The sequence below is a fragment of the Mesorhizobium subarcticum genome, assembly GCF_055456085.1.
Map to the genome: position 1 here is coordinate 3,958,205 of NZ_CM144237.1, position 25,759 is coordinate 3,983,963.

Consider the following 25,759-nt stretch of genomic DNA (forward strand, 5'->3'; position numbering starts at 1 on the left):
GCCGGTCAGGCCGAGTCGATCCCCGAGAGGCGCCTCAGCAGCCATTGGCGGAAATCCTGCTCGGCACTGGTCAGCCGCGCGGTCGGCGGCCTGGTCAGAAAATGGCCCGAGGTGCTGGAGAGCTCGAAATCGGAAAGCGGCACGAGGGTCCTGCTCCTGAGTGCTGAGTCGACCAGCGGCCGCGAACCCAGAAGCACACCGGCTCCGGCGCTTGCCGCTTCCATCGCCGCGACGAAGCTGTCGAAGCGATGTGACCGTTGCGGGTGGCCGGCCAATCCGGCGGCGACAAACCATTCCGCCCACATTTCGCGCGCGCCCGCGACCAGAAGCAGTGGCAGCGATGTCCAGTCGGCAGCTCTCGCCAGGGCCGGACTTGCTACCGGCACCAGCCGCTCGGTGGTCAGCCTGTCTGCTTCGCGGCCGGGGAAGGATCCGTTGCCGAAGCGGATGTCGAGCGCCGAGCCTGGCAAATCGTAGTCGGCGGGGCGATGGATCGTCACCAGGTCGAGTTGGATGCGAGGCAGCGCCCTGGCAAGATCGGGCAGTGCTGGAACGAGCATCAGCAAGGCAAACGAAATCGGTACGCGGATGGTCACCGTCTGGACGGCGCGCGGCTCGAACAGTTGCGCCGTGCTGCTGCCAATGGTGGCGAAGGCCGACTGGATGTGGGGCAGATAGGCAGCGCCTTCCGGCGATAGTGCGACCCCGCGCGCCAGCCGGGTGAACAGACGCGTCTTCAGCCGCCCCTCGAGAAGCCGGATATGCTGGCTGACGGCCGCCTGGGTCAGGCCGAGTTCGGCTGCCGCGGCCGTAAAATTCGACAGCCGCGCCGCGGCCTCGAAACTGCGCAGCCAGTCGAGGGGAGGCAATGTCGTGATGGTTCTTTGAGCCATTAGTAATTTAATGCCATTGACCAAAAAATGATAATTTGAATTATGCCTTCTGTGGGATCAGCATGCAATCGAAACCCACGGACAGAGCCGTGGGCACCAAGCGGACAGGAACGGATCCCATGCTCACCCACGCGCTGATCGGCGACGAAGGCAGGACAATAGAACTTGGCTGGAAGGACGGGACGCGCACCCGCTTTCACGCCATATGGCTGCGCGATAACGCACTCGACGACAAGACGCGCAGTGCCGGCAATGGCCAACGGCTGATCACCATTCTCGACATTCCGGCCGATACGAAGATCGATGCAGCCTCGGTCAAGGACGATGCCCTCGAACTCACCTTCGTGCCGGAAGGAAAGACGGTCAGTTTTCCCTCGGCATGGCTGAGCGCGAACGCCTATGACCTCGACACCGATCGCCAGGCTGGATGGACCGGCAACGACACCGTTCGATGGACCAAGGCCACGATGCAGGATTCGGTACCGCGCGCCGGCTATATAGTCGCCAGCCGCGACCGCGCCGTCTTGGGGCAGTGGCTGGCGGCGGTGAAAACCTACGGTTTTGCGGTGATGGACGACCTGCCAACCGAATCCGGAGCGCTATGCAAGGTGTCCGACCTGTTTGGCTATATCAGGGAGACCAATTACGGCCGCTGGTTCGAAGTCCGCGCCGAGGTCAATCCGACCAATCTCGCCTACACCAATCTCGGCCTCCAGGCGCATACAGACAATCCCTATCGCGATCCGGTGCCGACGCTGCAGATCCTGTCCTGCATCGAGAACACCGTGGACGGCGGCGAATCCAGCGTCGTCGACGGTTTTGCCGTCGCCGCCGCGCTGCAGGCCGAAAACCCCGAAGGTTTCCGGCTGTTGAGTTCCTACCCGGCTCGGTTCGAATATGCCGGCTCCTCGGGGGTGCGGCTGCAGGCCAAGCGGCCGATGATCGAGCTTGGCCCCGATGGCGAGTTGATCTCAATCCGCTTCAACAACCGCTCGCTGGCGCCGACGGTGGACGTGCCGTTCGCCGAGATGGGCAAATATTATGCGGCCTATCGCCGGTTCGCCGAACTGATCGAGGATCCCTCCTTCGAGGTGACCTTCAAGCTCGAAGCAGGGCAGGCCTTCATCGTCGACAACACCCGCGTCATGCATGCGCGCAAGGAATTTTCAGGCACCGGCAAGCGCTGGCTGCAGGGTTGCTATGCCGACAAAGACGGCCTGCTGTCGACGCTTGCGGTGATCGAACACCAGTTCAAAGAGGCCGCGGAATGAGCGGCCAGGATCTGAACGCGGACAACGTCGTCGAGTTCATCGCCGACATCTTTGAGCGCCGGGGCGCCGAATCCTATCTCGGCGAACCCGTCACCATGTCGGAGCACATGCTGCAGGGCGCCTGGTTCGCCGAGCAGGATGGCGCGCCGGAGGTGCTGGTGGCGGCGGCCCTGCTGCACGACATCGGCCATTACACCAGCGAGTTCGGCACCTATTCGCCCGATGATGTCGAGGACAAGCATCACGACGAAGCCGGCGGTGAGGTGCTGGCGCCGTTCTTTCCGCCGGTCATCGTCGAATGCGTCCGGCTGCATGTTTCGGCAAAACGCTACCTCTGCGCCACCGACCCGACCTATTTCGGCAAGCTTTCGCAGGCCTCGGTGCATACGCTGTCGCTGCAGGGCGGGCCGATGACCGCCGAGGAAGTGGCCGAGTTCCGCGAGAACCCGTTCCATGAGGAAGCGGTGCGGGTCCGCAGATGGGACGAAGCCGGCAAGATCGCCAACATGAAGACGCGGGCGTTTCGCGATTATGTGCCTTTGCTGCAGCGGGTCGTGCGCGATTTCGCCAATCGCCTCTGACACCGATTCATCACCGGGAGGGACAGCCATGTGTTTCTGCTTCGATGGTGAAGGTGCTGTGAGGTCAGACAGGCCCGACAAGTGTCGGGAACGTGCTGCAGACACCCCTGAGGGGCCGCCGCGCGCTCCTCTTGGCGAGACACTCCTCTTGACCTGACGGGGCGTCTCGACGTGGCCGGTAAGTCCGAACCGGTCGAGCCTCGCGCTTGAGCAGTTGACGACGGTGTAGCTCTGGTGCGGCATTCGCCGCACCATGGGTTTCCTTGTCGGGGCTGGCTATCCCTTGTGATGGACTTGCTGAAGTCCGTAGACCGGCGTCGGCAGACCTGCCTGTCTCGCCTTCAATTGCAGCGCCAGGAACTGCGAATAGTGGCGCGACTGGTGGAGGTTGCCGCCATGGAACCACAGCGCTTCCTGTTGCGTCGGCTTCCACATGTTGCGCAACTCGCCTTCCCAAGGGCCGGGATCCTTGGTGGTGTTGGAGCCGAGGCCCCAGCATTTGCCGACCTTGTCAGCGATCTCGCGAGAGATCAGATCGGCGGCCCAGCCGTTCATCGAGCCATAGCCGGTGGCGTAGACGATGAGGTCCGCAGGAAGTTCCGACCCGTCGCTGAGCAGAACCGAATGCTGCTTGATCTCGTCGACGTCGACGCCGCTCTTCAGCTTGATCGAACCATCGATGACCAGTTGGGAGGCGCCGACATCGATATAATAGCCGGAGCCACGCCTGAGGTATTTCATGAACAGGCCGGACTCGTCGTCGCCCCAGTCGAGCATGAAACCGGCCTTTTCCAGCCCCTTGTAGAACGCCGCGTCGCGTTTCTTCATCTCGGCATAGGCCGGGATCTGGAACTCGTGCAGGATCTTGTAGGGCAGGGACGCAAAGATGAGATCGGCCTTGGCCGTGGTGATGCCGTTCTGCAGCGCCTGCTCCGAATAGAGCGAACCAAGTCCGATTTCCATCAACGTGTCGGATCTGGAGATATGGGTGCTCGACCGCTGCACCATGGTGACGTCGGCACCGGCTTCCCAAAGTGCGGCCGCGATGTCGTGGGCGGAATTGTTGGAGCCGATGACGACGGCCTTCTTGCCGGCATAGGCGTCGGGGCCGGGATGCTTCGAGGAGTGATGCTGGTCGCCCTTGAAGTTTTCCATGCCCTTGAATTTCGGCAGATTGGCCTTGCCGGACTGTCCGGTGGCCAGCACCAATTGCTTTGGCTTCAGGGTGATATCCTTGCCGTCGCGGTGGACGACGACGGTCCATTCCTTCTTCTTGTCGTCATAGGAAGCGCTCTTGGCCTCGGTCGACGACCAGTAGTTGAGCTCCATCACCTTGGTGTACATTTCCAGCCAGTCGCCGATCTTGTCCTTGGGCGAGAAGACCGGCCAGTTCTTCGGGAAATCGATATAGGGCAGATGGTCGTACCAGACTGGATCATGCAGGCAGAGTGACTTGTAGCGTTTGCGCCAGCTGTCGCCGGCCCGCTCGTTCTTCTCGATGATGATGGTCGGTACGCCGAGCTGCCGCAGCCTTGCGCCGAGCGCGATGCCACCCTGGCCTCCGCCGATGATGAGCGTGTCTGGCTGCGTCTTGAAGCCGAGTTCGGCTGCTTCCTTCTCGCGCTCTTCCTTCCATGTCGGACGGTTCTTGCCCGAGCCATGTCTGGCGCCCATCGGCCGCGCGAAGCCGGCCTTCTCCTCATGACCTTTCAATTCGGCCATGGTGGTCAGCAGCGTCCAGATCTTGCCGTCCTTCAGCCTGATGTGGCCAAAGCCGCGCGCCAGTTCGGTCTCGAAACTGATCCAGCCCTCGATCAGCCCGCCGCTCTCGGTGGCGTCCTCACCCTTGGCGATGGCAAAATGTGACGGCTTTGTCCGCGACAACTGGCTTTTCAGCATGTCGCGGATCTGGTCCTTGCCTTCCATGGTCTTGATGTTCCAGGTGAAGGTGACGAGGTCGCGCCAGTAGCAGTCCTCCTGGAAACAACCAACCGCCTTCTCGATGTCATTGGCGGCGAGCGCGCCGCCGAATAGGTCGAGCAGGTCGGACAGTTTCTTGCTTGGGGCCTTGTCGAGCATAAGTCTTCCTCCGTGAAATCCAGGCCGTCATGGTGGCTCCTCCCGAGCCGGACGATCAAGTATCGGCAGAGAGCACGGCGTTCGTCACGCCCCACCATAGTTTCGCGTGGCTTCAAGGACTTATCCGGGCAACGACGCTCCGGAACTGGTCTGGGAGTGCTTTGCGGAGGGCGATGGAAGGGACGTTGCGGTTTGCGTGATGTCGGTACGATATGGCGTCGGTCGCGAAATCGTGACGGCCATTTGTCGAATTGAGAAATACCTTCAGCGCCGGCGCGATTTTTGCCGTTGACAGGCTGCCTTGCCCGCCCTTAGTGTCCGTGACCATGAAAACGGCACTCATTCTCGTAGGAAGGCGCGTGGGCAAGGCGGTGTAACCGCCGGGCGAAAACCTCCCATGCGCAACACACAGGCTCCCTCGGGGGCCTTTTTTATTGCCTGAAACACGACTAAACGACCAGCAAACGCCAGATGGCGGACAGTACGGGACCAGACCGATGAGCAACGGACAGAGTGAGCGGCGCGAGATGACGGGCGCCGAAATGGTGGTGCAGGCGCTGAAGGACAATGGCGTCAAGCATGTCTTCGGTTATCCCGGCGGTGCCGTCCTTCCGATCTATGACGAGATCTTCCAGCAGGACGAGGTCGAGCACATTTTGGTGCGGCACGAGCAGGGCGCCGGCCACGCGGCCGAGGGCTATGCCCGCTCGACCGGCAAGGCCGGCGTCATGCTGGTGACATCAGGCCCCGGCGCCACCAATGCGGTGACGCCGCTGCAGGACGCGCTGATGGATTCGATCCCGCTGGTGTGTCTCACCGGGCAAGTGCCGACCTCGCTGATTGGCTCCGACGCGTTCCAGGAATGCGACACCGTTGGCATCACGCGCCCCTGCACCAAGCACAACTGGCTGGTGAAGGACGTCAACGAGCTCGCCGCGACCATCCACGAAGCCTTCCATGTCGCGACGACCGGTCGTCCCGGTCCGGTGGTGGTCGACATCCCCAAGGACGTGCAGTTCGCCAAGGGATTTTATGTGCCGCCGCAGATTGCGCCGCGCACCAGCTATCAGCCCAAGGTCCAGGGTGACCTCGAGAAGATCAAGGCAGCCGTCGAGCTGATGGCCGGCGCCAAGAGGCCGATCATCTATTCGGGTGGCGGTGTCATCAATTCCGGCCCGGAAGCGAGCCATCTGCTGCGCGAACTGGTCGACCTCACCGGCTTCCCGATCACCTCGACGCTGATGGGTCTCGGCGCCTATCCGGCATCGGGCAAGAACTGGATGGGCATGTTGGGCATGCATGGCACCTATGAAGCCAACATGGCCATGCATGATTGCGACGTGATGATCTGCATCGGCGCGCGCTTCGACGACCGCATCACCGGCCGGCTGACGGCGTTCTCGCCAAACTCGCGCAAGATCCACATCGACATCGATCCGTCGTCGATCAACAAGAACGTGCACACCGAAGTGCCGATCATCGGCGATGTCGGCCGCGTCCTGGAGGATATGGTGCGGCTGTGGCGGGCAACCGCCAAGGCCGACAAGAAGGCGCTCTACCCCTGGTGGGAGCAGATCGCCAAGTGGCGCGGTCGCGATTCACTCGCCTACAAGATGAACCACGACGTGATCATGCCGCAATACGCTATCCAGCGGCTCTACGAACTGACCAAGGGCATGGACACCTACATCACCACCGAGGTCGGCCAGCACCAGATGTGGGCGGCGCAGCATTATCATTTCGAGAAGCCGAACCGCTGGATGACATCGGGCGGGCTGGGCACGATGGGCTATGGCCTGCCGGCCGCACTCGGCGTGCAGATCGCGCACCCCGATGCGCTGGTCATCGACATCGCCGGCGACGCCTCGGTGCAGATGACGATGCAGGAGATGAGCGCGGCGGTGCAGCACAATGCGCCGATCAAGATCTTCATCCTCAACAACCAGTATATGGGCATGGTGCGCCAGTGGCAGCAGCTGCTGCACGGCAACCGGCTGTCGCATTCCTACACCGAAGCGATGCCGGACTTCGTCAAGCTGGCCGAGGCCTATGGCGGCCACGGCATACGCTGCGAGAAGCCGGACGAGCTGGATGACGCGATCAAGGAGATGATCTCGGTCAGGAAGCCGGTGCTGTTCGATTGCCGCGTGGCGAACCTCGCCAACTGCTTCCCGATGATCCCGTCGGGCAAGGCACATAACGAGATGCTGCTGCCGGACGAAGCCACCGATGAAGCCGTGGCCAACGCCATCGACGCCAAGGGCAGGGAACTGGTCTAGCAGACAGACCGAGGCAGGGTTTTCGCGAGAAGCCGTGCGGGAACAGAGAGTTAGATCAAGAGTTTGAAATCGAGATTCATGTCATGAACGCACAGCTACAACCGACCGGTTCGGCCTATTTCATCGCCAAGGAAACCGAGAAGCCGGAGAACCACACGCTTTCCGTGCTGGTCGACAACGAGCCGGGCGTGCTTGCCCGGGTCATCGGCCTGTTTTCAGGGCGCGGCTACAACATCGAGAGCCTTACCGTTTCCGAGACCGAGCACGAAAAGCATCTGTCGCGCATCACCATCGTGACGCGCGGCACGCCGCATGTGCTGGAGCAGATCAAACATCAGCTGGAGCGTATCGTGCCGGTGCATCGCGTGGTCGATCTCACGGTGCGTTCGCAGGAATCCGGCCAGGAGCGGGCGCTGGAGCGGGAACTGGCGCTGGTCAAGGTTGCCGGCACCGGCGAAGCTCGCGTCGAGGCGCTGCGGCTGGCCGACGCGTTCCGCGCCAGTGTCATCGACGCCAACACCGAGCATTTCATCTTCGAGATCACCGGCAAGGGCACCAAGATCGACCAGTTCATCGCCATCATGAAGCCGCTCGGCCTCGTTGAAATCTGCCGCACCGGCGTGGCGGCGTTGAACCGCGGCCCGCAGGCGATGTAGGCCGGTCTACAATCCGAATTTTCCAAGAGCGTAAGGACTGGCGTGGCCAACTGCCGACGCTGGCCTTTGCGGTGGGCGGAAAGAGCCAATAGTGCTGGCGTATCCGGGAGGATATCATGTCACTCGACGCATTCCTCGCACTGCTTGTCTATGCCTTCGTGACCTCGATCACGCCGGGGCCGAACAACCTCATGCTGCTGGCCTCCGGCGTCAATTTCGGCATCGTCAGAACGATTCCCCACATGTTCGGCATCAGCATGGGATTCCTGGTGCTGCTGCTCGCCGTCGGTCTCGGCCTGGGTGCGGTTTTGACAGCGTTTCCGGCATTGCACACGGGATTGAAGATCGCGGGTGGTGCCTATCTGCTCTATCTTGCCTGGAAGATTGCGATGTCGCGCTCGCTCAGCGGCAAGGGCGATACCGAAGGGCGGCCAATGCGTTTCATCGACGCGGCGGCATTCCAGTGGGTTAATCCCAAGGCTTGGGTGATGGCGATCACCGCTATGGCGGTCTATGCCAATCCCGAGCATCCCTTTCTGTCGGTGGTGCTGATTGCCGTCGCCTTCACCGTCGTCAATCTGCCGAGCGTGTCAGTCTGGGCCGGCTTCGGCACCGCGCTGCGTGGATTCCTGTCGGATCCGGCGCGGCTCAAATGGTTCAACATCGCCATGGGCGTGCTGCTGGCGGCGACGCTGTGGCCGATGCTGCGCTAGGACCAGGACTCGGTTGCAGCGATGCAGATCGCCGACTTGAATCTGCGGCTCTTGGAAATCCCTGCGCTTCAAGACAAGATCATCCGACTCTAGCCTCTTGGGGAAACTCTGATGGAAAGCCACGAGCCGTTTTTGCGCGAGGCGATTGCGCTCTCGAAATCCGCAGTGGAACGCGGCGACGAACCTTTTGGCTCGGTGCTGGTGAAGGACGATGAAGTCATCCTGCGCGCCGAAAACAGCGTCTTCACCGGCCACGATATGACGAACCACGCCGAGATGAACCTGGTTAAACTGGCGGCGCAGCACTACGACACCACCTTTCTCGCCGACTGCACGCTCTACACCAGCACGGAGCCATGCGCGATGTGCTCCGGGGCGATTTACTGGTCAGGCATCGGGCGCATGGTGTTTGCGTGCTCCGAAGCGCGGCTAGGCGAGATCGCCGGGATCGGGTTGAACGTGCCGAGCCGGGCGGTGCTGCAGACCGGCGCGCGCATCGTCACCGTGGTTGGCCCGACCCTCGAAGACGAAGCGGCCGAAGTCCATCAGGAGTTCTGGCCGAAGCATCTGGGCAAGGCTTAGAGCCCAGCTTTTGAGGCCTATGACGGGCTTCCGCCAGCGACCATAGCCGGCTGCCCATCCATTGTGCAGTGCACATTAAATCTTCGTAATGCCGTGTTTTGGCCCTTTTCCAACAAACGCCTGTCCTATCTATTCGGCTAAATCGCGGCAATCAGCCGTGAATTGCGCTAGAATACGACCACCAAGGCAACGGCGTGTCGGACGGAGAGGGTACTTTGACGATACGTGGAAAACTCATTCTTTCATTGCTGGCAGTTGCCTGTGCGGGCGCGGCCTGGCTGTACCTTTACCTTTCGCCTGATGCACGGAGCAAGGCTCAGCAGCTCGTCGGCATGAAGCAGGTCGCGGCGACGGACAAACCAGCCGGTGACAAGGCGGCAGGAGACAAGCAAGCAGCCGGAGGCAACGGCGCTCGCTCGGCCTCGATTGTGTCGGCGACGGCAACGACGGCTGATTTTCCGATCCGGCGCTATGCCATCGGCTTCGTCTCCTCTCCGGCAGTGGTCAACATCAATGCGCGGGTCTCCAGCCAGATCGTCTCGATCGACGTCAAGGACGGGCAGACGGTGAAGGCCGGCGACACGCTGTTCTCGCTCGACGACCGGGCGCTCAAGGCGCAGCTCGCCAAGGATCAGGCGACACTCGCCAAGGACCAGGCGATGCTTGCCAGCTCAAGCTCCGATCTTCAGCGGGCCAAGGATCTGGTCGCCAAGCAGGCCGGCACGCAGCAGACCTACGACCAGGCCGTTGCCGCGCAGAAGGCAGCGGCGGCGACCGTCGATGCCGACAAGGCGACGATCGACGCCGACAATGTCCAGCTTGGCTTTGCCACCATCACGGCGCCGATTGCCGGCAGGCTGGGTGCCGTCAGTGTTGCCATGGGCGACCTCGTCACCGTCAGCAATGGCAACAGCAGCACGTCGACCCCGCTGGTGACCATCACCCAGATGGACCCGTTGCAGGTCAACTTCAATCTGCCGGAAAGCAATTTGGCGCTGCTGCACAAGGCGCTTGCCAATCCGCAGCAAGGGGCGGTGACGTTGACCAAGGATGGCGACCCAACGCCGATCGGCAAGGGCACGCTCGATTTCGTCGATTCCAGTGTCGACACCGCGTCGGGTACCATCGCCACGCGAGCAAGCATTCCGAATGCCGATCTTTCGTTGTGGCCCGGCCAGTATGTGAATGTTGTGCTCGACGCCGGCGTCATGCCGCAGATGACTTCCGTCCCCACCGTGGCGGTGCAGCCCAGCCAGAAAGGGCCTTTCGTCTATGTGGTCAAGTCAGACAGCACGGTCGAGCTGCGGCCCGTCCAGGTAGCCCTGACCGAGGGCCAAAACAGCGCCATCAGCCAGGGTGTGAAGGCGGGTGAGAAAGTGGTCACGGAAGGGCAGACGAGGCTGAAGAACGGCGCCGCCGTGCATGAGGGCGCCGCGGCTGCGCCCAAGGTAGCTCAGGCGACAAACACGGGCGAGGCGGCCCAATGATCTCCGAATTCTGTATTCGCAGGCCTGTCGCCACCCTTCTGATGTCGTTCGCCCTCGTGCTGGGCGGACTGTTTGCCTACAAGTTCCTGCCGGTGGCGGCGCTGCCCAGCGCCGAATTCCCGGTGGTCAACGTCTCGGCCTCGCTGCCGGGCGCCTCGCCGGAAACCATGGCGACATCGGTGGCGACGCCGCTGATCAAGCAGTTCGCCACCATCGCCGGCATCGATTCCATTTCGACCACCAACTCGCTTGGCCAGACCTCGATCGCCATCCAGTTCGTGCTCAACCGCGACATCGACGCGGCAGCGGCCGACGTTCAGGCGGCGATCGCGCGCACGCAGAAATCGCTGCCGCCGCAGATGACGTCACCGCCGAGCTACCGCAAGGTCAATCCGGCCGACGCGCCGATCCTCTTGATGTCGCTGGTCAGCGATACGGTTCCGCTGACCGACCTCGATGCTTTCGCGGAAAACGTCATCTCGCCGTCGCTGTCGACGATCGACGGGGTGGCGCAGGTCTCGATCTTCGGCCAGCAGAAATATGCCGTGCGCATACAGATCGATCCGACAGCGCTTGCCGCACGCGGCATCTCGATCGATCAGTTGCAGGCGGCGGTCGCATCGGCCAACAGCAACACGCCGCTCGGCGTGCTCCAGAACAACAAGCAGCAGCTGACCATCACCGCCAACACCCAGCTGACCGACGCCGCCGGTTTCTCCAACATCATCATCGCCACCAAGAACGGCCACCCGGTACGGCTGGGCGAGGTGACCCGCGTCGTCGATTCTGTACAGACGACCACGACCGCAAGCTGGTACGACGGTACGCGCGCGATCATCATGGCCGTGCAGCGGCAGCCCGATGCCAACACTGTCGACGTCGTCGACAAGGTCAAGGCTATGCTGCCGTCGTTCAAGGACCAAATGCCGGCCGCCGCCGACATCAAGCTGCTCAACGACCGCTCCAGCTCGATCCGCCAGGCCGTCAGCGACGTACAGTTCACCCTGCTGCTCACCATTGCCCTGGTGATCCTGGTGATCTTCGTGTTCCTGCGCCGTGTGACGGCGACCATCATCCCGGCCGTGGCGGTGCCGATCTCGCTGATCGCCACGCTTGGCGCGATGTTCCTGTTCGGTTTTTCCATCGACAACATATCGCTGATGGGCCTTACGCTCGCCGTCGGCCTCGTCGTCGACGATGCCATCGTCATGCTCGAAAACATCTTCCGCCACATGGAAGAGGACGGGTTGTCGGCCTTCGATGCATCGCTGAAGGGCGCGCGCGAGATCGGCTTCACCATCATCTCGATCTCGATCTCGCTGGTGGCGGTGTTCATCCCCGTGCTTCTGATGGGTGGCGTCATCGGGCGCATCTTCAACGAGTTCGCCGTCGTGGTGACGGTCGCCATCCTGGCCTCGATGTTCGTGTCGCTGACGCTGACGCCGATGCTGTGTTCGCGATTGCTGTCGGTGACCACGGCCGATCGCGACAAGCATGGCCCTGGCCATAATCAGGACCTCGTCACACGTGGCTACGACCGGGTCCTGACCTTCTGCCTGCGGCACACCTTCCTGGTGTTCCTCGTCTTTGTCGGCACTGCGGCAGCGTCGGTGTGGCTGATCGAGATCTCGCCGAAGGGCTTCTTCCCGCAGGAGGATATCAGCCAGATCTCGGTGACGACCATCGCGCGCCAGGACATTTCTTTTGACGCCATGGTGAAGCTGCAGGGGCAGGTGGCAAGTGTGTTTTCCCATTCGCCCTATGTTTCGCATGTGGCATGGTCGGCAGGCAGCGGTAACAATGCATTGAACCAGGGCCAGCTCTATGTGCAGTTGAAGGACAAGAGCCTGCGACCCGACATCGAGAAGGTGCAGGCGGATCTGCGAAAGCAACTGGCCGGGGTCGCGGGCATTGAGACCTACATGCAGCCGGTGCAGAACCTGCGGCTCGGTTCGCGCTCATCGGCCAGTGCCTACCAGCTCGTGGTTCAGGGCCTCGATACCGGCCTGACCGACCAGTGGGCGCAGAAACTGAATGACGCGATGGCGGCCGACCATACGACCTTCACCGACGTCACCAGCGACCTGCAGAACAACGCTCTGCAGGCATCGCTGGTCATTGATCGCGACAAGGCCGCCCAGCTCGGCATCGATACCGACACGCTGCGCTCCGCCCTCTACGGCGGATTTGGTACCGACCAGGTTTCAACGATCTTCGGTTCGGCTGACAGCTATGAGGTCATCACCGAACTAGACCCCAAGATCGAATGGTCGCCTGAGCGGATGCTCGCCATCCAGATGAGGACGGCGAGCGGCTCCCTGGTTCCGCTCGGCGCCTTCGCCCGGGTCGACCGCACGGCCGGCGCCCTGACCGTCAACCAGCTCGGCCAGCTTCCAGCCGTGACCATCTCCTACAATCTGCCGCAAGGTGTCGCGCTGGGCGACAGCGTCACGCGCATCAATGCACTCAAAGAACAGATCGGCATGCCGACGGTGATCTCGACGACCTTCGCCGGCACAGCCAAGACCTTCCAGGATTCCCTTGCCAACCAGGGGCTTCTGGTCGGCGGCGCGATCCTGACCATCTATATCGTGCTCGGCATTCTCTACGAGAGCTTCATCCACCCGCTCACCATCCTCACCGGCCTGCCGTCGGCGGTGCTGGGCGCGGTCGTTGCCTTGCGTTTTGCCGGCATGGATCTGTCTGTCATTGCGGTGATCGGCATCCTGATGCTGATCGGCATCGTCAAGAAGAACGGCATCATGATGGTCGACGTCGCGCTCGAACTGCGACGAGAAGGCATGTCCGCCAAGGACTCCATCCACAAGGCCTGCCTGATGCGTTTCAGGCCGATCATGATGACGACTTTGGCGGCATTGATGGGCACGTTCCCGATCGCGCTCGGCACCGGCGCCAGCGCGGAACTGCGCCAGCCGCTGGGCGTTGCCGTTGTCGGCGGCCTCTTGGCTTCGCAGGCGCTGACCCTGTTCGTGACACCGGTGATCTACGTCTACATGGAGAATTTCTCGGGCTGGCTGGTCGGACTCTGGTCGAGGGGCAAGGCCAAACCGCAGGTGGTCAAGGAGAGTGGTGATCAGCCTTCGCTGTTCGGCACCAATGACGACATCCCGGCGGACGCGCAAAAGACAGCCGCCGAATGACAGGCTGACACGGCAAGGATAGGAACTGGCCCAAGCCGTCGTGCTTGCGGCCGGCAGATCAGAGCCGTAATTTGCGGCCATGTCCCATGATCATGACCACGACAATGAACTCGATCCGTTTGCCACGCGCGTGCGGGCGCTGGAAACCATCCTGACCCGCAAGGGGCTGATCGATCCGGCGGCGATCGACGTCATCGTCGACACCTACGAGACCAAGATCGGCCCGCGCAACGGCGCCAGGGTGGTGGCCAAGGCCTGGAGCGATCCAGCCTATGCGGACTGGCTCAAACGCGATGCGACGGCGGCGATCGAATCGCTGAGCTATACCGGCCGACAAGGCGAGCACATGCAGGCCGTCTTCAACACTGGGGACACCCACAATCTCGTCGTCTGCACGCTGTGCTCCTGCTATCCGTGGTCGGTGCTCGGCCTGCCGCCGGTCTGGTACAAGGCGCCGCCCTACAGATCGCGCGCCGTCATCGATCCGCGCGGGGTGCTGGAAGAATTCGGGCTGACGCTGCCGATGACCAAGAAGATCAGGGTCTGGGATTCGACCGCCGAGCTGCGCTATCTCGTCGTGCCGATGCGGCCTGATGGCACCGATGGCTGGAGCGAGGAGCGGCTGGCCGATCTGGTGAGCCGCGATGCGATGATCGGCACGGCACTCGCCCAGGAACCGCAACAGACGGGGCAGCCAGCATGAATGGCCCCCAGGATCTTGGCGGACAGATGGGATTCGGGCCCGTCGCGCCCGAAAAGGATGAACCCTATTTCCATGCTGCCTGGGAGAGGCGGGCGCTCGGCGTGACGCTTTGCGCCAGCGCCATGGGCGCCTGGACCATCGACGAGAGCCGGCACGCGCGGGAATCGCTGCATCCGGCCGACTATTATAGCTCCAGCTACTACCAGATCTGGATCAAGGCGTTGGAGACCTTGCTCAAGCGGCATGGCTTCGTCAGCGAGCGCGATCTCAAGGCGGGTGAGGCGATCGATGCGGCGGCGACGCCGAAGCGGGTGCTGAAGGCGGAAAACGTTCCGGCCGTGCTTGCCAAGGGCGGTCCTTGCGACCGGCCGGTCGCAACAGCGCCGCGCTTCAAGGCCGGCGACGCCGTACAGACGAAGAATTTCAACCCGACCGGCCACACCAGGCTGCCGCGCTATGCGCGTGACAAGCGTGGCACGATCGAGGCGGTGCATGACGGCTACGTCTTTCCCGACAGCAACGCGCATGGGCAAGGCGAGAACCCACAATGGGTCTATACGGTGGTCTTCGACGGCACCGAGATCTGGGGCGAGGGCGCCGACCCGACACTGACGGTCTCGATTGATGCCTGGGAGAGCTATCTTGAGCCGGCTTGAGGCGAACGGACCGGCGGTCGATTTGCCTGACAGCCTGGATGCGCCGGTGTTTGCCGAGCCATGGCAGGCCGAAGCATTCGCTATGACGGTGGCGCTGCATGACAAGGGCCTGTTCTCGTGGGGCGAATGGGCGCAAGCCCTGTCGGCACAGGTGAAGAAGCCGGGCGCCGCAGCTGACGGTCATGACTATTACGAGCACTGGTTGGCGGCACTGGAAAGCCTGCTTGCCGCCAAGGGCCTGGCCGAAAAGCCCGATGTCGACGCGATGGCGCAAGCCTGGGAACGCGCCGCGCATGCGACCCCACACGGCAAGCCGATCCTGCTGGAAAACGATCCGGAGTCCCACTCCACCTGATAAGGCGGATATCCTTCGGACCGTCCAAATCCCTACGCCCGCCAGAATGCTGGCAACCATCTCGCGCGAAAAGCCGGCCCTCTACCCAAGAGAGAATGAATGTATCTGTCGGAAATTCTCTCGATCGGCGCCGCATTGTGCATCGCCACCAGTGGCATGCTGGCTGGTGAACTGGTCGGCCGCATCGATGCGTTGACCCTGACCCGGCTGCAAACACTCGCGGTGACAATTGCCACCACCATCGCAGCCACGCTGCTGGGCGGCTGGGCCGGGCTGCTGCCTTGGCAGGTGGGCTATCTCTCGGCCTCTGGCGTGTTCGGGATCTTCATTGCCTCGTCGGCCTATATCTCGTCGATATTCGCGCTCGGGCCGCGCCTGGCGCTGCTGGTGTTCTCGCTGACCTCGCCCTTTGCCCTGATCATGGGCTATTTGTTTCTGGGAGAGACGGTCGGCCCGGTCAAGCTGGCTGGTGTGGCGCTGGTCATCACCGGCATTGTCCTGGCCATCCTGTTTGGACGCCCCGCCAAGGTCCAGCCGGAAGGCATTTTTCCGACCCCGCCGATCGAGGTGGCGGTGCTGCCAGCAAAGCAAATGACATTGCCTGTCGGTCTCGCCTTCGGGCTGATCGCTGCACTCGGGCAGGCTGCCGGCGCGTTGGTGGCGCGCCCCGTGATGGCATCGGGCGTCAATCCGTTCACGGCAATGGCGATCCGGACCGGTGTGTCGGCGGTGCTCTTCCTTTTGCTCTTGCTGGTTCCCCGGCGCAGCGCTGCCAGGCGTCTCCGGCCGTCGGCACGAACGCTGGGCATCGGCATCTGTGGCGCGTTGATCGGCACGGGCATGGGCATGTCGCTGATCATGGCCGCGCTGGCCGGTGGAAAGGTCGGCATCGTCTCAACATTGTCGTCGCTGTCGCCGGTTCTGGTGTTGCCCCTGGTGTGGCTGCGCACCGGCTACAGACCATCGGCACCGGCCTGGGCCGGCGCGGTGCTCGCCTTTGCCGGCACATCTCTCATCGCGGCCGGCTGATAGCAGCGATCAACCGGGCGCGCGCGTCTTTGTTCTCTTTACGTTCTTTTCGTGGCCTGATAGCCTGAACCGTCGAAGGCGCTCGGTGCGTCACGACGGCAGTCGATATGGCGGCTGTCTTGTCTTTCCCTTGCGAATCCGGTCTGTCGCACTGATGGAATTCTCCCCCCAACAGGACGAGGCGCTGCAGGCGGTTGCCCGCTGGCTGAAGGCCGGCCAGCCGCAGTTGTTCCGGCTGTTCGGCTATGCCGGCACTGGCAAGACGACGCTGGCGCGCTATTTCGCAGAACATGTCGATGGCCAGGTGCAGTTCGCCGCCTTCACCGGCAAGGCCGCACAAGTGCTGCGCTCCAAGGGTGCGGTCAATGCCCGCACCATCCATTCGCTGATCTACAGAGCCAAGGGCGAGGAGTCGGTCGAGGACGAGGTGACCGGCAAGACCTCGATGTCGCCGACCTTCTCGCTCAACCGGCAAAGCCCGATCTCGCGGGCCAAGCTGGTCGTCATCGACGAATGCTCGATGGTCGACGAGCAGCTTGGCCGCGACCTGATGAGTTTCGGCACGCCGATCCTGGTGCTGGGCGATCCCGGCCAGTTGCCGCCGATTTCGGGCGGCGGCTTTTTCACCGACCATGAGCCGGACTATCTCCTAACCGAAATCCACCGGCAGGCGCGCGACAATCCGATCCTGCGGCTGGCGCTGGATGTGCGCGAGGGCCGCGAATTCATGCGCGGCGACTATGGCACGGCGCAGGTGATCGGCAAGGAAGACGTCACCCAGGAGTTGGTGCTGAAGGCGGACCAGGTTCTGGTCGGCACCAACCGCACGCGCCGACGCTACAACCAGCGCCTGCGCGAGCTCAAAGGCTTCAATGCCGACTATCCGCAGGCCGGCGACAAGCTGGTTTGTCTGCGCAACGACGCGGCCAAGGGGCTGCTCAATGGTTCGCTGTGGAAGGTGATGACATCATCGCGCGAAACGGTGAAGCCCGGCATCAACCTGCTGGTTTCGCCCGAAGAGGATGATCCGGACCGCGGCGTCGCCAAGATCAAGCTGCTCAAGGCGGCGTTCGAGGATCCGGACGCCGATATCCCCTGGCAGCAGAAGAAGCGCTTCGACGATTTCGACTACGGCTATGCCTTGACAGTGCACAAGGCGCAGGGTTCGCAGTGGAACGAGATCGTGCTGTTCGACGAAAGCTGGGCCTTCAAGGAAACCCGCCAGCGCTGGCTTTATACCGCCATCACCCGGGCCGCCGAGCGGCTGACGATCGTGAGGTAGAGTTATGACGATGGCTTTTCGCGCGCGCCGACTTGCTGGACGCCGAGCCACTTCCAGGCCTCGTCTTCGTCCTCGGCCTTGAAATGCCTGAATTCGATGGGCGACGACGCGGGCAGGGCGTGTCGCACGTCCGGCGTCCAGTCCGGCGTGCCGATCGCCGCGCACCGGCCAACATGTTCCAGTGCGTGGACGGCGCCCTGTTTGAGGGTTTCGTCGGAGATGTCGGTCCAGTCGACGCCATCGTGATCGACCATGCGTACCGCCACGTCGATTCGCTGGTGGAGCGCATAGGCCGCCTCCAACAGGCCAAACAGGTTTTCTGCATCGGCCGCCGAGACATGCCCGACGACATCGATGGCGAACAGGTCGTCGCGCGCGGTGTCGAGGCGACGGATCGCTGGCACGGATTGCAGGAAATTCACGGCGGGGCCTCCTTGTCGCGAAATAGCGTTGCCCTTCTGGAACACTGGAAAGCGCTATCTGTTCCCATCAAAGGCGCTATAGATGCCCGATCTCAAGCGCGCCGCGGCTGAACGGATGGCTGTGGCGCGCCGTTAACCCGCCTGTTTCACGGACACCAGCCCATGCCCGCAAAGCTTTCCGTCAACCTCAACGCCATTGCCATGTTGCGTAACCGGCGTGACCTGCCATGGCCCGATGTGATCGGTGTCGGCCGCCTTGCACTTGCCGCCGGAGCGCATGGGCTGACCGTCCATCCGCGCCCCGATGAGCGTCACACCCGGCATTCCGACCTGCCCTTGATCCGGGCGCTGATCGACGATGAATTTCCGCAGGCGGAATTCAACATCGAGGGCTACCCAAGCGAGGATTTTCTGGCGCTTGTGGAAAGGCATCAGCCCGAGCAGGTGACGCTGGTGCCAGATGATCCGGCACAGGCAACCTCCGACCATGGCTGGAACTTCATCACTGACGCGGCGTTCCTGACACCGATCGTCAAGCGTCTGAAGAAGGGTGGTTTTCGCGTGTCACTGTTTTCCGATGCCGATCCTGCCGGCATGGCGGCCGCGCGCGACACAGGGGCCGACCGGATCGAACTCTATACCGGCCCTTATGGGAGCTATCATTCCGATTCCGCAAAAGCCGCCAAGGAACTGGAAAGATTGGGGAAAACGGCCGATGCGGCATTTGCCTTCGGCCTCCAGGTCAATGCCGGGCACGATCTGACGGTGGGCAATCTGCCCGATCTGGCGAAGCGCATTCCGGCATTGGCCGAAGTGTCGATCGGACATGGGTTGACAGCCGACGCGTTGGAGTATGGCATGGCCGGCACGGTGCGTCGGTTTCTCAAGGCGTGCGGCTGGTAGGGGGTATAGCTTCGCTTTGCAGGTATGGCGGCCATAGCGTGCAATTGATACCGCATCGCAGCATGCATGAAGCACCGCGCGCTTGCCGGGGAGTGGTCCATGGACCTTGCCAGTCGCGTTAGCGAGGCAGAAACCGTCGAGCAATCAAGCCATTCCAGAGCCGAACAACAGAGCACCAAGGTTCTGATGCTGGGCGCGCTCGGTGTCGTTTATGGCGACATCGGCACCAGCCCGATCTATGCCTTCCGCGAAGCGCTTCATGCTTCGCCCGGCATCGATACGCGCATTCACGTGCTTGGCGTGCTGTCGCTGATTGTCTGGGCGCTGACGATCATCGTGACCGTAAAATATGTCGCCTTCGTGCTTCGTGCTGACAACAAGGGCGAAGGCGGTACGCTGTCGCTGATGTCGCTGGCGCGCAGCGCCTATCCCAGAGGCGCGCGCCTCATCCTGGCGATCGGCCTTTGCGGCGCGGCCCTTTTTTTCGGTGATTCGATCATAACACCGGCCATCTCGGTGCTGTCGGCGGTCGAAGGCCTCAAGGTGGTGACCCCGACACTGGACGCCTATGTCGTGCCGATCACGCTGATCATCCTGGCCGTCCTGTTTTCGGTGCAACGCTTCGGTACGGGAAAGGTGGCGGCGGTGTTCGGGCCGGTGACGGCGCTTTGGTTCCTGGCCATCGGCGTCGCGGGGCTCTACCACCTGATGGACGACCCATCGATCCTGCTGCCATCAACCCCTATTACGCGGTCGCCTATCTCGCCAGCACACCCACGGCCGCTTTTGTCACTGTCGGCGCTGTGTTTCTGGCGGTGACCGGTGCCGAGGCGCTCTATGTCGATCTCGGCCATTTTGGACGCAAGCCGATCGTGCTGGCCTGGTTTTCAGTGGTGTTTCCCTGCCTGTTGCTCAACTATTTCGGGCAGGGCGCCTTTGTGCTCGCCAATGACGGCAGGCCAACCAATCCATTCTTCCAGATGCTGCCCGACTGGGCGCTGATGCCGATGGTGGGACTGGCAACGGCCGCGACCGTCATCGCCAGCCAGGCGGTCATCTCGGGCGCTTTTTCGCTGACCCGCCAGGCGGTGCAGCTGAACCTTCTGCCACGCATCGAAGTGCAGCATACGTCCGAAATGCAACTCGGCCAGATCTACATGCCGCGCGTCAACCTGCTCATCGCCCTGGGGGTGATGCTGCTGGTCGTCGGTTTCGGCAGTTCGAGCTCGCTGGCGTCCGCTTATGGCATCTCGGTGACGGGCGAGATGCTGATGACCACCATCCTGCTGTTCGTGGTCATGCGCAAATTGTGGAAATGGAGCCTGGCGCTCGCTCTGCCGCTGACCTTGCTGTTTGGCGTCATCGACAGCGGCTTCTTCCTGGCAAACATCGTGAAGATCTTCGAAGGCGGCTGGGTATCGATCACCGTTGCCTGCCTTATGGGGCTGATCATGGGAACCTGGATACGCGGCACCCGCTATCTCTTCGACAAGACCCGCCGCAACGAGATCCCGCTCGATTTCCTCGCCGCCAATCTGCTGAAGAAGAAGCCGCATTTGGTTTCCGGCACCGCGGTGTTCCTGACCAGCGATCCCTTGAGCGCGCCGACTGCGCTGATGCACAGCCTCAAGCACTACAAGGTGCTGCACGAGCAGAACGTCATCCTCTCCGTTGTGACCGCGCCGCAGCCGGTGGTGCCGGACAGCGAGCGGGTCAAGATGGAGACGGTCAACGAGCTGTTCATGCGGGTGACGCTGACCTTCGGCTACATGGAGCAGCCCAACATACCGCGCGCGCTGGCGATCTGCCGCAAGCAGGGCTGGAAGTTCGACATCATGACGACATCGTTCTTCCTGTCGCGGCGCTCGCTCAAGGCATCGCCCAATTCCGGCATGCCGGTGTGGCAGGATCGGCTGTTCATCGGCCTGGCCCGCACCGCGGCCGACGCGACAGAATATTTCCAGATCCCGACCGGGCGTGTCGTGGAAATCGGTACGCAAGTTGCTATTTAAGGTGGATACGGCAGTCTCACGGGTGTTGTCAGGCTGCCGTAGCGGTTAATTCAGCCCTGCAGCCGTTGGATAAAGGCCATTTCCCAAGGAGCCTAGCGTTGCCGGCATGGGAGCCATCACGCGACGGCACTTGATATTGCATTGCAGCAAGCGTAGAGCACCGCGCGCTTATCGGAGTGTCGTCCATGGCCCTTGCCAATGCTGGTAGTGAGGCAGAACCCGTCGAACAATCGAGCCATCCGGAAATCGAACAGCATAGCACCAAGGTGCTGATGCTGGGCGCGCTCGGTGTGGTCTATGGGGATATCGGCACCAGCCCGATCTATGCCTTTCGCGAGGCGCTGGTGGCGTCGTCCCATGGCACCGTCGCGGATCGCGGCGATATCCTCGGCGTGCTGTCGCTGATCATCTGGTCGCTGACGATCATCGTCACCATTAAATACATCATGTTCGTGTTGCGCGCCGACAACCGTGGCGAGGGCGGCGTGCTGTCGCTGATGGCGTTGGCGCGGGGCAGTTTCCCAAAGCGCTCGGCGATCATCCTGGGCATCGGCATCGTCGGCGCTTCGCTGTTTTTCGGCGATGCGGTCATCACGCCGGCGATTTCGGTGTTGTCGGCGGTCGAGGGCATGAATGTCGTCACCCCTGCCTTCCAGCCCTATGTCGTGCCGCTGACCCTGGTCATTCTCGCCATGGTGTTTGCTGTGCAGCGCTTCGGCACGGGCGGGGTGGGGCTGGTCTTCGGTCCGGTGACCGCGATCTGGTTCCTGGCCATCGGCCTCTCCGGTCTCAAGCACATCATCGCTGATCCGGAAATCCTGTGGGCGATCAGCCCGCACTATATCGTCGCATTCCTGATCCATTCGCCCGACGTCGCCTTCGTCACCATCGGCGCCATCTTCCTTGCAGTGACCGGTGCGGAGGCGCTCTATGCCGACCTCGGCCATTTCGGCCGCAAGCCGATCGTGCTGGCCTGGCTGTCGATCGTGTTTCCCTGTCTGCTTTTGAACTATGCCGGACAAGGTGCCTTCGTTCTGGCCAAGAACGGCGTGGTCGGCCATCCGTTCTTCGAGATGAACGAGGGCTGGGCGCTGATCCCGATGGTCGTGCTGGCGACCGCGGCGACCGTCATCGCCAGCCAGGCGGTGATCTCGGGTGCCTTTTCGCTGACCCGCCAGGCGGTGCAGCTCAACATGCTGCCGCGGCTTGAGATTCTGCATACGTCCGAAAAACAGTCCGGCCAGATCTACATGCCACGCGTCAACCTGTTGCTGGCGCTGGTGGTGATGATGCTGGTGGTCGGCTTCGGAGAGTCCAGCAAGCTCGCCTCCGCCTACGGGATCTCGGTGACCGGCAACATGCTGGTGACCACGGTACTGCTCTATGTCGTCATGACACGTATCTGGAAATGGAAGCTGTCGGTGGCGATCCCGCTCACCGCGCTATTCACGTTCATCGATATCGGCTTCTTCGCCTCCAACATCGTCAAGGTGTTCGAAGGCGGCTGGGCGTCGCTGGCGGTGGCCTTCACCATCGTGCTCGGCATGTGGACCTGGGTGCGCGGCAGCCGCTACCTCTTTGACAAGACCCGCCGCAACGAGATCCCGCTCGATTTCCTCGCCGCCAATCTGTTGAAGAAGAAGCCGCAGCTGGTGTCCGGCACCGCGGTGTTCCTGACCAGCGATCCCTTGAGTGCACCAACCGCGCTGATGCACAGCCTGAAGCACTACAAGGTGCTGCACGAGCAGAACGTCATCCTCTCCGTGGTGACGGCGCCGCAGCCGGTGGTGCCGGACAGCGAACGGGTCAAGATGGAGACGGTCAACGAGCTGTTCATGCGGGTGACGCTGACCTTCGGCTACATGGAACAGCCCAACATACCGCGTGCGCTGGCGATCTGCCGCAAGCAGGGCTGGAAGTTCGACATCATGACGACATCGTTCTTCCTGTCGCGGCGCTCGCTCAAGGCATCGCCCAATTCAGGCATGCCAGTGTGGCAGGACAAGCTGTTCATCGGCCTGGCGCGTACCGCGTCGGACGCGACCGAATATTTCCAGATACCGACCGGGCGTGTGGTAGAAATCGGCACGCAGGTGGCGATTTGATCGGCTTGATCGCCTCGACTTAGCAGGAGGCGGGCATGAGCAGCGAATTGGTGCTTGTCACTGGCGGATCGGGCTTCCTCGGCGCCCACTGTATCCTCGAGCTCTTGAAGGCGGGTTTTCGGGTGCGCACGACGGTGCGCTCGGCCAAACGTGAAGCCGATGTCCTGGCCATGCTGAAGGCCGGCGGTGTGGAACCTGGCGACAGGCTGTCCTTTGCCATCGCCGATCTGATGAGCGACGCCGGCTGGCCGCAAGCGGTCGCCGGCTGTGACTATGTCCTGCATGTCGCCTCGCCATTTCCGCCCGGCGTGCCCAAGCATGAGGACGACCTGATCGTCCCGGCCCGTGAGGGTGCGTTGCGGGTGCTTCGAGCCGCACGAGACGCCAAGGTCAAGCGCGTCGTGCTGACCTCGTCCTTCGCGGCCATCGGCTATGGCAAGATGCCGCCGGACGGACGGCCGTTCACCGAGGAGAGCTGGACCGATCCGACGGCCAGGGTCAGTGCGTACGTCAAGTCGAAGACGCTTGCCGAGCGCGCCGCCTGGGACTTCATTGCCGCCGAAGGCGGTGCGCTGGAGTTGGCGGTCGTCAATCCGGTCGGCATCTTCGGGCCGGTGCTCGGGTCCGACCATTCGACCTCCACCGAATTTGTCCAGCGCATGATGAATGGCGCCATGCCGGGCCTGCCGCGCCTGTCCTTCGGCGTCGTCGATGCACGCGACGTGGCCGATTTGCATGTGCGCGCCATGACCAATCCGGCCGCCAAAGGCGAGCGTTTCCTGGCGGTGTCAGGTGATTTCATGACGGTGCGGGAGATCGCCCAGGCCTTGAAAACGCGGCTCGGCGATGCGGCGGCGCGCGTCAAGCTGCGGCAGCTTCCCGATTGGCTGGTGCGGATCGTCGGATTGTTCAACCCGGAAGTCGCGCAGCTCGTGCCGGAACTGGGCAAGGTCAAGAACGCCACCAACGCCAAGGCGGTGCGCATGCTCGGCTGGGCGCCGCGATCGCGCGAAGATGCGCTGGCTGCCACCGGCGAAAGCCTGGTGAGGCTCGGCCTGCTCAAGAAGTAGCGCGGCGGGAAGAAGACTGCCCGCCGCGCGGATTTCAGCCCAGCAGGGCCGCCTTGTTGGTTTCGAGGAACTGCTTCAACTGCACCGACTTGCGGCCGGAGAGCTTTTCGACAGAATCCGTCACCATGCCAAGGTCGCCGGCGCGCGTTGCGGCATCGAAGGATACCAGAACCTTGGCGATCGGCTCGGGAAGCCCAGCTGCCTTGATCCCTTCAGTCAGAGCTTCGTCGGAAAGCTGGACGATCTGGATCGACTTGCCGGTGACCTCGGTGATGAGTGCCGCGACTTCGGCTGTCGTGTAGGCCTTGGGGCCAGTCAGCGTGTAGGTCGTACTGTCGCTGGCGTCCGAGGCCAGCCCCGCGGCTATGGCCGCTGCGTAGTCGTCACGCGCGCCATACGAAATGGCGCCGTCGCCCGCCGACGTATACCAATGGCCCGATGCGAGGATCTGCGGCACGGCCATGAACAGGTTCTCGTCGTACCAGCCATTGCGGAAGATCGTGTAGGGAATGCCGCTCGCCTTGATCGCCTGTTCGGTGTCGTAGTGATCGGGAGCGAAGGCAACCGCCGAACCCGGCTCGGTGTTGGGCATCGAAGTGTAGTGGATATGGCCAACACCCGCCTGCTTGGCAGCCGCGACCGCGGCCAGCTGCTGCTGGCGCCGCTTGCCCTGGATCGCCAGTTCATTGGTCGAGATGATCAGCACGCGCTCGGCGCCGGCGAAGGCTTTGGCAAGTGAAGCCTGGTCGTCGAAATCGGCCTCGCGGACGGTGACGCCGCGCGCCGCGAGGTCGGCCAGGTTGGCCGGCGTGCGGGTGGTGGCGATGATCTTCGCGGCCGGCACTTTGAAGGTGTCCAGCAAATGGTTGATGACGCTGCGGCCGAGCTGGCCGGATGCACCGGTGACGAGAAGAGTTGCGGTCATGGAAGATCCTGACGTTACGGGGAAAGGCGGTTCGGGCGGCGGTCTCAAAAAGAGACCAGCACTAAAATAGGAATTGACCCGATGCCGTAAAGGAGGCAGTTTTTCGGGAGGTAGGCACAGGCAGGGAACCAGCCATGGACAGCTCGATCGTCAAACTGAGATCCAAGCTTGAGGTCTACAAAGCCATGACCGATGGCGGCAACCTTTCCGATTGTCCGGTCCGCGATGTCATCCAAGGCTTCAGCGGCAAATGGAGTTCGCTGCTGATGGCGGCGCTGGCCGAGCAGCCCTATCGCTTCGGCGAATTGCGTCGGCTGGTCCCCGACATCTCACAACGCATGCTGACCCAGACGCTCTACGACCTGCAGCGCGACGGCTATGTGCATCGCGAAGTGTTCCCGACCAAGCCGCCGAGCGTCGAATACAGCCTGACCGACCTCGGGCGCTCGATGTTCAGCGCCTTGCAGCATCTCCTGCAATGGGCGGAGAACAACCATGCCTCGGTACGCGCCGCAAGAGCCAGTTTTGACGCCGTGCAGGCATAGGCCGGACGCGGCTATGGCCACGGCTTGATTTTGTCCCAGTGCTGAAGGAT

General features: G+C 62.5%; 21 protein-coding genes and 1 pseudogene. 18 read left to right on the forward strand and 4 right to left on the reverse strand.

Going from position 1 to position 25,759, the window contains the following annotated elements; translation table 11 throughout:
* Positions 1-5: 5 nt before the first annotated feature.
* Positions 6-893 carry a LysR substrate-binding domain-containing protein gene (locus tag ACZYHG_RS19365; RefSeq protein WP_464609932.1) on the reverse strand — a complete coding sequence of 296 codons (888 nt, stop codon included), beginning with the start codon at positions 891-893 and terminating at the stop codon, positions 6-8.
* 119 nt (positions 894-1,012) lie between these two features.
* On the opposite strand from ACZYHG_RS19365, the gene tmpA reads away from it, so the two are divergent.
* Together tmpA and tmpB are read left to right on the forward strand one after the other, a co-directional pair.
* Entirely contained in the window at positions 1,013-2,164 is a 1,152-nt protein-coding gene (tmpA, locus tag ACZYHG_RS19370; protein ID WP_464609933.1) for a 2-trimethylaminoethylphosphonate dioxygenase, read from the forward strand.
* Positions 2,161-2,745, forward strand: coding sequence for a (R)-1-hydroxy-2-trimethylaminoethylphosphonate oxygenase (gene tmpB / locus ACZYHG_RS19375; RefSeq protein ID WP_464609934.1), 585 nt, complete (start codon positions 2,161-2,163; stop codon positions 2,743-2,745). Before tmpA ends, tmpB begins: the two co-directional genes overlap by 4 nt.
* A 276-nt stretch (positions 2,746-3,021) precedes the next feature.
* Here tmpB and ACZYHG_RS19380 read toward each other — a convergent pair whose 3' ends face one another.
* The gene (locus ACZYHG_RS19380; RefSeq protein WP_464609935.1) at positions 3,022-4,824 is read right to left on the reverse strand and encodes an NAD(P)/FAD-dependent oxidoreductase; all 1,803 of its coding nucleotides are present in this window, start codon (positions 4,822-4,824) and stop codon (positions 3,022-3,024) included.
* 497 nt (positions 4,825-5,321) lie between these two features.
* Between ACZYHG_RS19380 and ACZYHG_RS19385 the strand changes: the two genes are divergently transcribed.
* The 11 genes from ACZYHG_RS19385 (at position 5,322) to ACZYHG_RS19435 (ending at position 17,727) form a co-directional block, all read left to right on the forward strand.
* A complete protein-coding gene (locus ACZYHG_RS19385; protein ID WP_464609936.1) occupies positions 5,322-7,103 on the forward strand; it encodes an acetolactate synthase 3 large subunit in 1,782 nt (593 codons plus the stop codon).
* 83 nt (positions 7,104-7,186) lie between these two features.
* Positions 7,187-7,759, forward strand: coding sequence for an acetolactate synthase small subunit (gene ilvN, locus ACZYHG_RS19390; protein ID WP_464609937.1), 573 nt, complete (start codon positions 7,187-7,189; stop codon positions 7,757-7,759).
* A gap of 116 nt (positions 7,760-7,875) precedes the next feature.
* Positions 7,876-8,472, forward strand: a complete 597-nt coding sequence (locus ACZYHG_RS19395; protein WP_464609938.1) for a LysE family translocator — start codon at positions 7,876-7,878, stop codon at positions 8,470-8,472.
* 111 nt (positions 8,473-8,583) lie between these two features.
* Positions 8,584-9,054 carry a nucleoside deaminase gene (locus ACZYHG_RS19400; protein WP_464609939.1) on the forward strand — a complete coding sequence of 157 codons (471 nt, stop codon included), beginning with the start codon at positions 8,584-8,586 and terminating at the stop codon, positions 9,052-9,054.
* Positions 9,055-9,275: 221 nt separating this feature from the next.
* Complete coding sequence (locus tag ACZYHG_RS19405; RefSeq protein ID WP_464614738.1) at positions 9,276-10,541, forward strand: efflux RND transporter periplasmic adaptor subunit; 1,266 nt, start codon at positions 9,276-9,278, stop codon at positions 10,539-10,541.
* Positions 10,538-13,702, forward strand: a complete 3,165-nt coding sequence (locus ACZYHG_RS19410) for an efflux RND transporter permease subunit (RefSeq protein WP_464609940.1) — start codon at positions 10,538-10,540, stop codon at positions 13,700-13,702. Before ACZYHG_RS19405 ends, ACZYHG_RS19410 begins: the two co-directional genes overlap by 4 nt.
* A 79-nt stretch (positions 13,703-13,781) precedes the next feature.
* The gene (gene nthA / locus ACZYHG_RS19415; RefSeq protein WP_464609941.1) at positions 13,782-14,405 is read left to right on the forward strand and encodes a nitrile hydratase subunit alpha; all 624 of its coding nucleotides are present in this window, start codon (positions 13,782-13,784) and stop codon (positions 14,403-14,405) included.
* The gene (nthB, locus tag ACZYHG_RS19420; RefSeq protein ID WP_464609942.1) at positions 14,402-15,061 is read left to right on the forward strand and encodes a nitrile hydratase subunit beta; all 660 of its coding nucleotides are present in this window, start codon (positions 14,402-14,404) and stop codon (positions 15,059-15,061) included. The genes nthA and nthB overlap by 4 nt, the downstream gene beginning before the upstream one ends.
* Positions 15,048-15,416 carry a nitrile hydratase accessory protein gene (locus tag ACZYHG_RS19425; RefSeq protein WP_464609943.1) on the forward strand — a complete coding sequence of 123 codons (369 nt, stop codon included), beginning with the start codon at positions 15,048-15,050 and terminating at the stop codon, positions 15,414-15,416. Before nthB ends, ACZYHG_RS19425 begins: the two co-directional genes overlap by 14 nt.
* 99 nt (positions 15,417-15,515) lie before the next feature.
* Positions 15,516-16,445, forward strand: a complete 930-nt coding sequence (locus ACZYHG_RS19430; protein WP_464609944.1) for an EamA family transporter — start codon at positions 15,516-15,518, stop codon at positions 16,443-16,445.
* Between the two features lie 154 nt (positions 16,446-16,599).
* Positions 16,600-17,727, forward strand: a complete 1,128-nt coding sequence (locus ACZYHG_RS19435) for an ATP-dependent DNA helicase (protein WP_464609945.1) — start codon at positions 16,600-16,602, stop codon at positions 17,725-17,727.
* A gap of 2 nt (positions 17,728-17,729) precedes the next feature.
* On the opposite strand, the gene ACZYHG_RS19440 is transcribed toward ACZYHG_RS19435, so the two are convergent.
* The gene (locus ACZYHG_RS19440; RefSeq protein ID WP_464609946.1) at positions 17,730-18,149 is read right to left on the reverse strand and encodes a SpoIIAA family protein; all 420 of its coding nucleotides are present in this window, start codon (positions 18,147-18,149) and stop codon (positions 17,730-17,732) included.
* A 162-nt stretch (positions 18,150-18,311) separates the two neighbouring features.
* On the opposite strand from ACZYHG_RS19440, the gene ACZYHG_RS19445 reads away from it, so the two are divergent.
* From ACZYHG_RS19445 to ACZYHG_RS19460, 4 genes and pseudogenes are all read left to right on the forward strand, one after another.
* Entirely contained in the window at positions 18,312-19,052 is a 741-nt protein-coding gene (locus ACZYHG_RS19445; RefSeq protein WP_464609947.1) for a pyridoxine 5'-phosphate synthase, read from the forward strand.
* Between the two features lie 99 nt (positions 19,053-19,151).
* A pseudogene (locus ACZYHG_RS19450) lies at positions 19,152-21,064 on the forward strand (potassium transporter Kup).
* 185 nt (positions 21,065-21,249) lie between these two features.
* Positions 21,250-23,169, forward strand: coding sequence for a potassium transporter Kup (locus ACZYHG_RS19455; RefSeq protein WP_027029607.1), 1,920 nt, complete (start codon positions 21,250-21,252; stop codon positions 23,167-23,169).
* Positions 23,170-23,204: 35 nt separating this feature from the next.
* Positions 23,205-24,239 (forward strand): SDR family oxidoreductase, encoded by a 1,035-nt coding sequence (locus tag ACZYHG_RS19460; protein ID WP_464609948.1) that lies wholly within the window; start codon positions 23,205-23,207, stop codon positions 24,237-24,239.
* A 34-nt stretch (positions 24,240-24,273) separates the two neighbouring features.
* On the opposite strand, the gene ACZYHG_RS19465 is transcribed toward ACZYHG_RS19460, so the two are convergent.
* A complete protein-coding gene (locus ACZYHG_RS19465) occupies positions 24,274-25,164 on the reverse strand; it encodes an SDR family oxidoreductase (RefSeq protein ID WP_464609949.1) in 891 nt (296 codons plus the stop codon).
* 134 nt (positions 25,165-25,298) lie between these two features.
* On the opposite strand from ACZYHG_RS19465, the gene ACZYHG_RS19470 reads away from it, so the two are divergent.
* Positions 25,299-25,709, forward strand: coding sequence for a winged helix-turn-helix transcriptional regulator (locus ACZYHG_RS19470; RefSeq protein ID WP_464609950.1), 411 nt, complete (start codon positions 25,299-25,301; stop codon positions 25,707-25,709).
* Positions 25,710-25,759: the final 50 nt, after the last annotated feature.

What these genes read in the sequence shown, in the direction of transcription:
- ACZYHG_RS19365 (WP_464609932.1), bottom strand. Translation starts at nt 893, where the DNA reads ATGGCTCAAAGAACCATCACGACATTGCCTCCCCTCGACTGGCTGCGC.
- tmpA (WP_464609933.1), top strand. Translation starts at nt 1,013, where the DNA reads ATGCTCACCCACGCGCTGATCGGCGACGAAGGCAGGACAATAGAACTT.
- tmpB (WP_464609934.1), top strand. Translation starts at nt 2,161, where the DNA reads ATGAGCGGCCAGGATCTGAACGCGGACAACGTCGTCGAGTTCATCGCC.
- ACZYHG_RS19380 (WP_464609935.1), bottom strand. Translation starts at nt 4,824, where the DNA reads ATGCTCGACAAGGCCCCAAGCAAGAAACTGTCCGACCTGCTCGACCTA.
- ACZYHG_RS19385 (WP_464609936.1), top strand. Translation starts at nt 5,322, where the DNA reads ATGAGCAACGGACAGAGTGAGCGGCGCGAGATGACGGGCGCCGAAATG.
- ilvN (WP_464609937.1), top strand. Translation starts at nt 7,187, where the DNA reads ATGAACGCACAGCTACAACCGACCGGTTCGGCCTATTTCATCGCCAAG.
- ACZYHG_RS19395 (WP_464609938.1), top strand. Translation starts at nt 7,876, where the DNA reads ATGTCACTCGACGCATTCCTCGCACTGCTTGTCTATGCCTTCGTGACC.
- ACZYHG_RS19400 (WP_464609939.1), top strand. Translation starts at nt 8,584, where the DNA reads ATGGAAAGCCACGAGCCGTTTTTGCGCGAGGCGATTGCGCTCTCGAAA.
- ACZYHG_RS19410 (WP_464609940.1), top strand. Translation starts at nt 10,538, where the DNA reads ATGATCTCCGAATTCTGTATTCGCAGGCCTGTCGCCACCCTTCTGATG.
- nthA (WP_464609941.1), top strand. Translation starts at nt 13,782, where the DNA reads ATGTCCCATGATCATGACCACGACAATGAACTCGATCCGTTTGCCACG.
- nthB (WP_464609942.1), top strand. Translation starts at nt 14,402, where the DNA reads ATGAATGGCCCCCAGGATCTTGGCGGACAGATGGGATTCGGGCCCGTC.
- ACZYHG_RS19430 (WP_464609944.1), top strand. Translation starts at nt 15,516, where the DNA reads ATGTATCTGTCGGAAATTCTCTCGATCGGCGCCGCATTGTGCATCGCC.
- ACZYHG_RS19435 (WP_464609945.1), top strand. Translation starts at nt 16,600, where the DNA reads ATGGAATTCTCCCCCCAACAGGACGAGGCGCTGCAGGCGGTTGCCCGC.
- ACZYHG_RS19445 (WP_464609947.1), top strand. Translation starts at nt 18,312, where the DNA reads ATGCCCGCAAAGCTTTCCGTCAACCTCAACGCCATTGCCATGTTGCGT.
- ACZYHG_RS19455 (WP_027029607.1), top strand. Translation starts at nt 21,250, where the DNA reads ATGGCCCTTGCCAATGCTGGTAGTGAGGCAGAACCCGTCGAACAATCG.
- ACZYHG_RS19460 (WP_464609948.1), top strand. Translation starts at nt 23,205, where the DNA reads ATGAGCAGCGAATTGGTGCTTGTCACTGGCGGATCGGGCTTCCTCGGC.
- ACZYHG_RS19465 (WP_464609949.1), bottom strand. Translation starts at nt 25,164, where the DNA reads ATGACCGCAACTCTTCTCGTCACCGGTGCATCCGGCCAGCTCGGCCGC.
- ACZYHG_RS19470 (WP_464609950.1), top strand. Translation starts at nt 25,299, where the DNA reads ATGGACAGCTCGATCGTCAAACTGAGATCCAAGCTTGAGGTCTACAAA.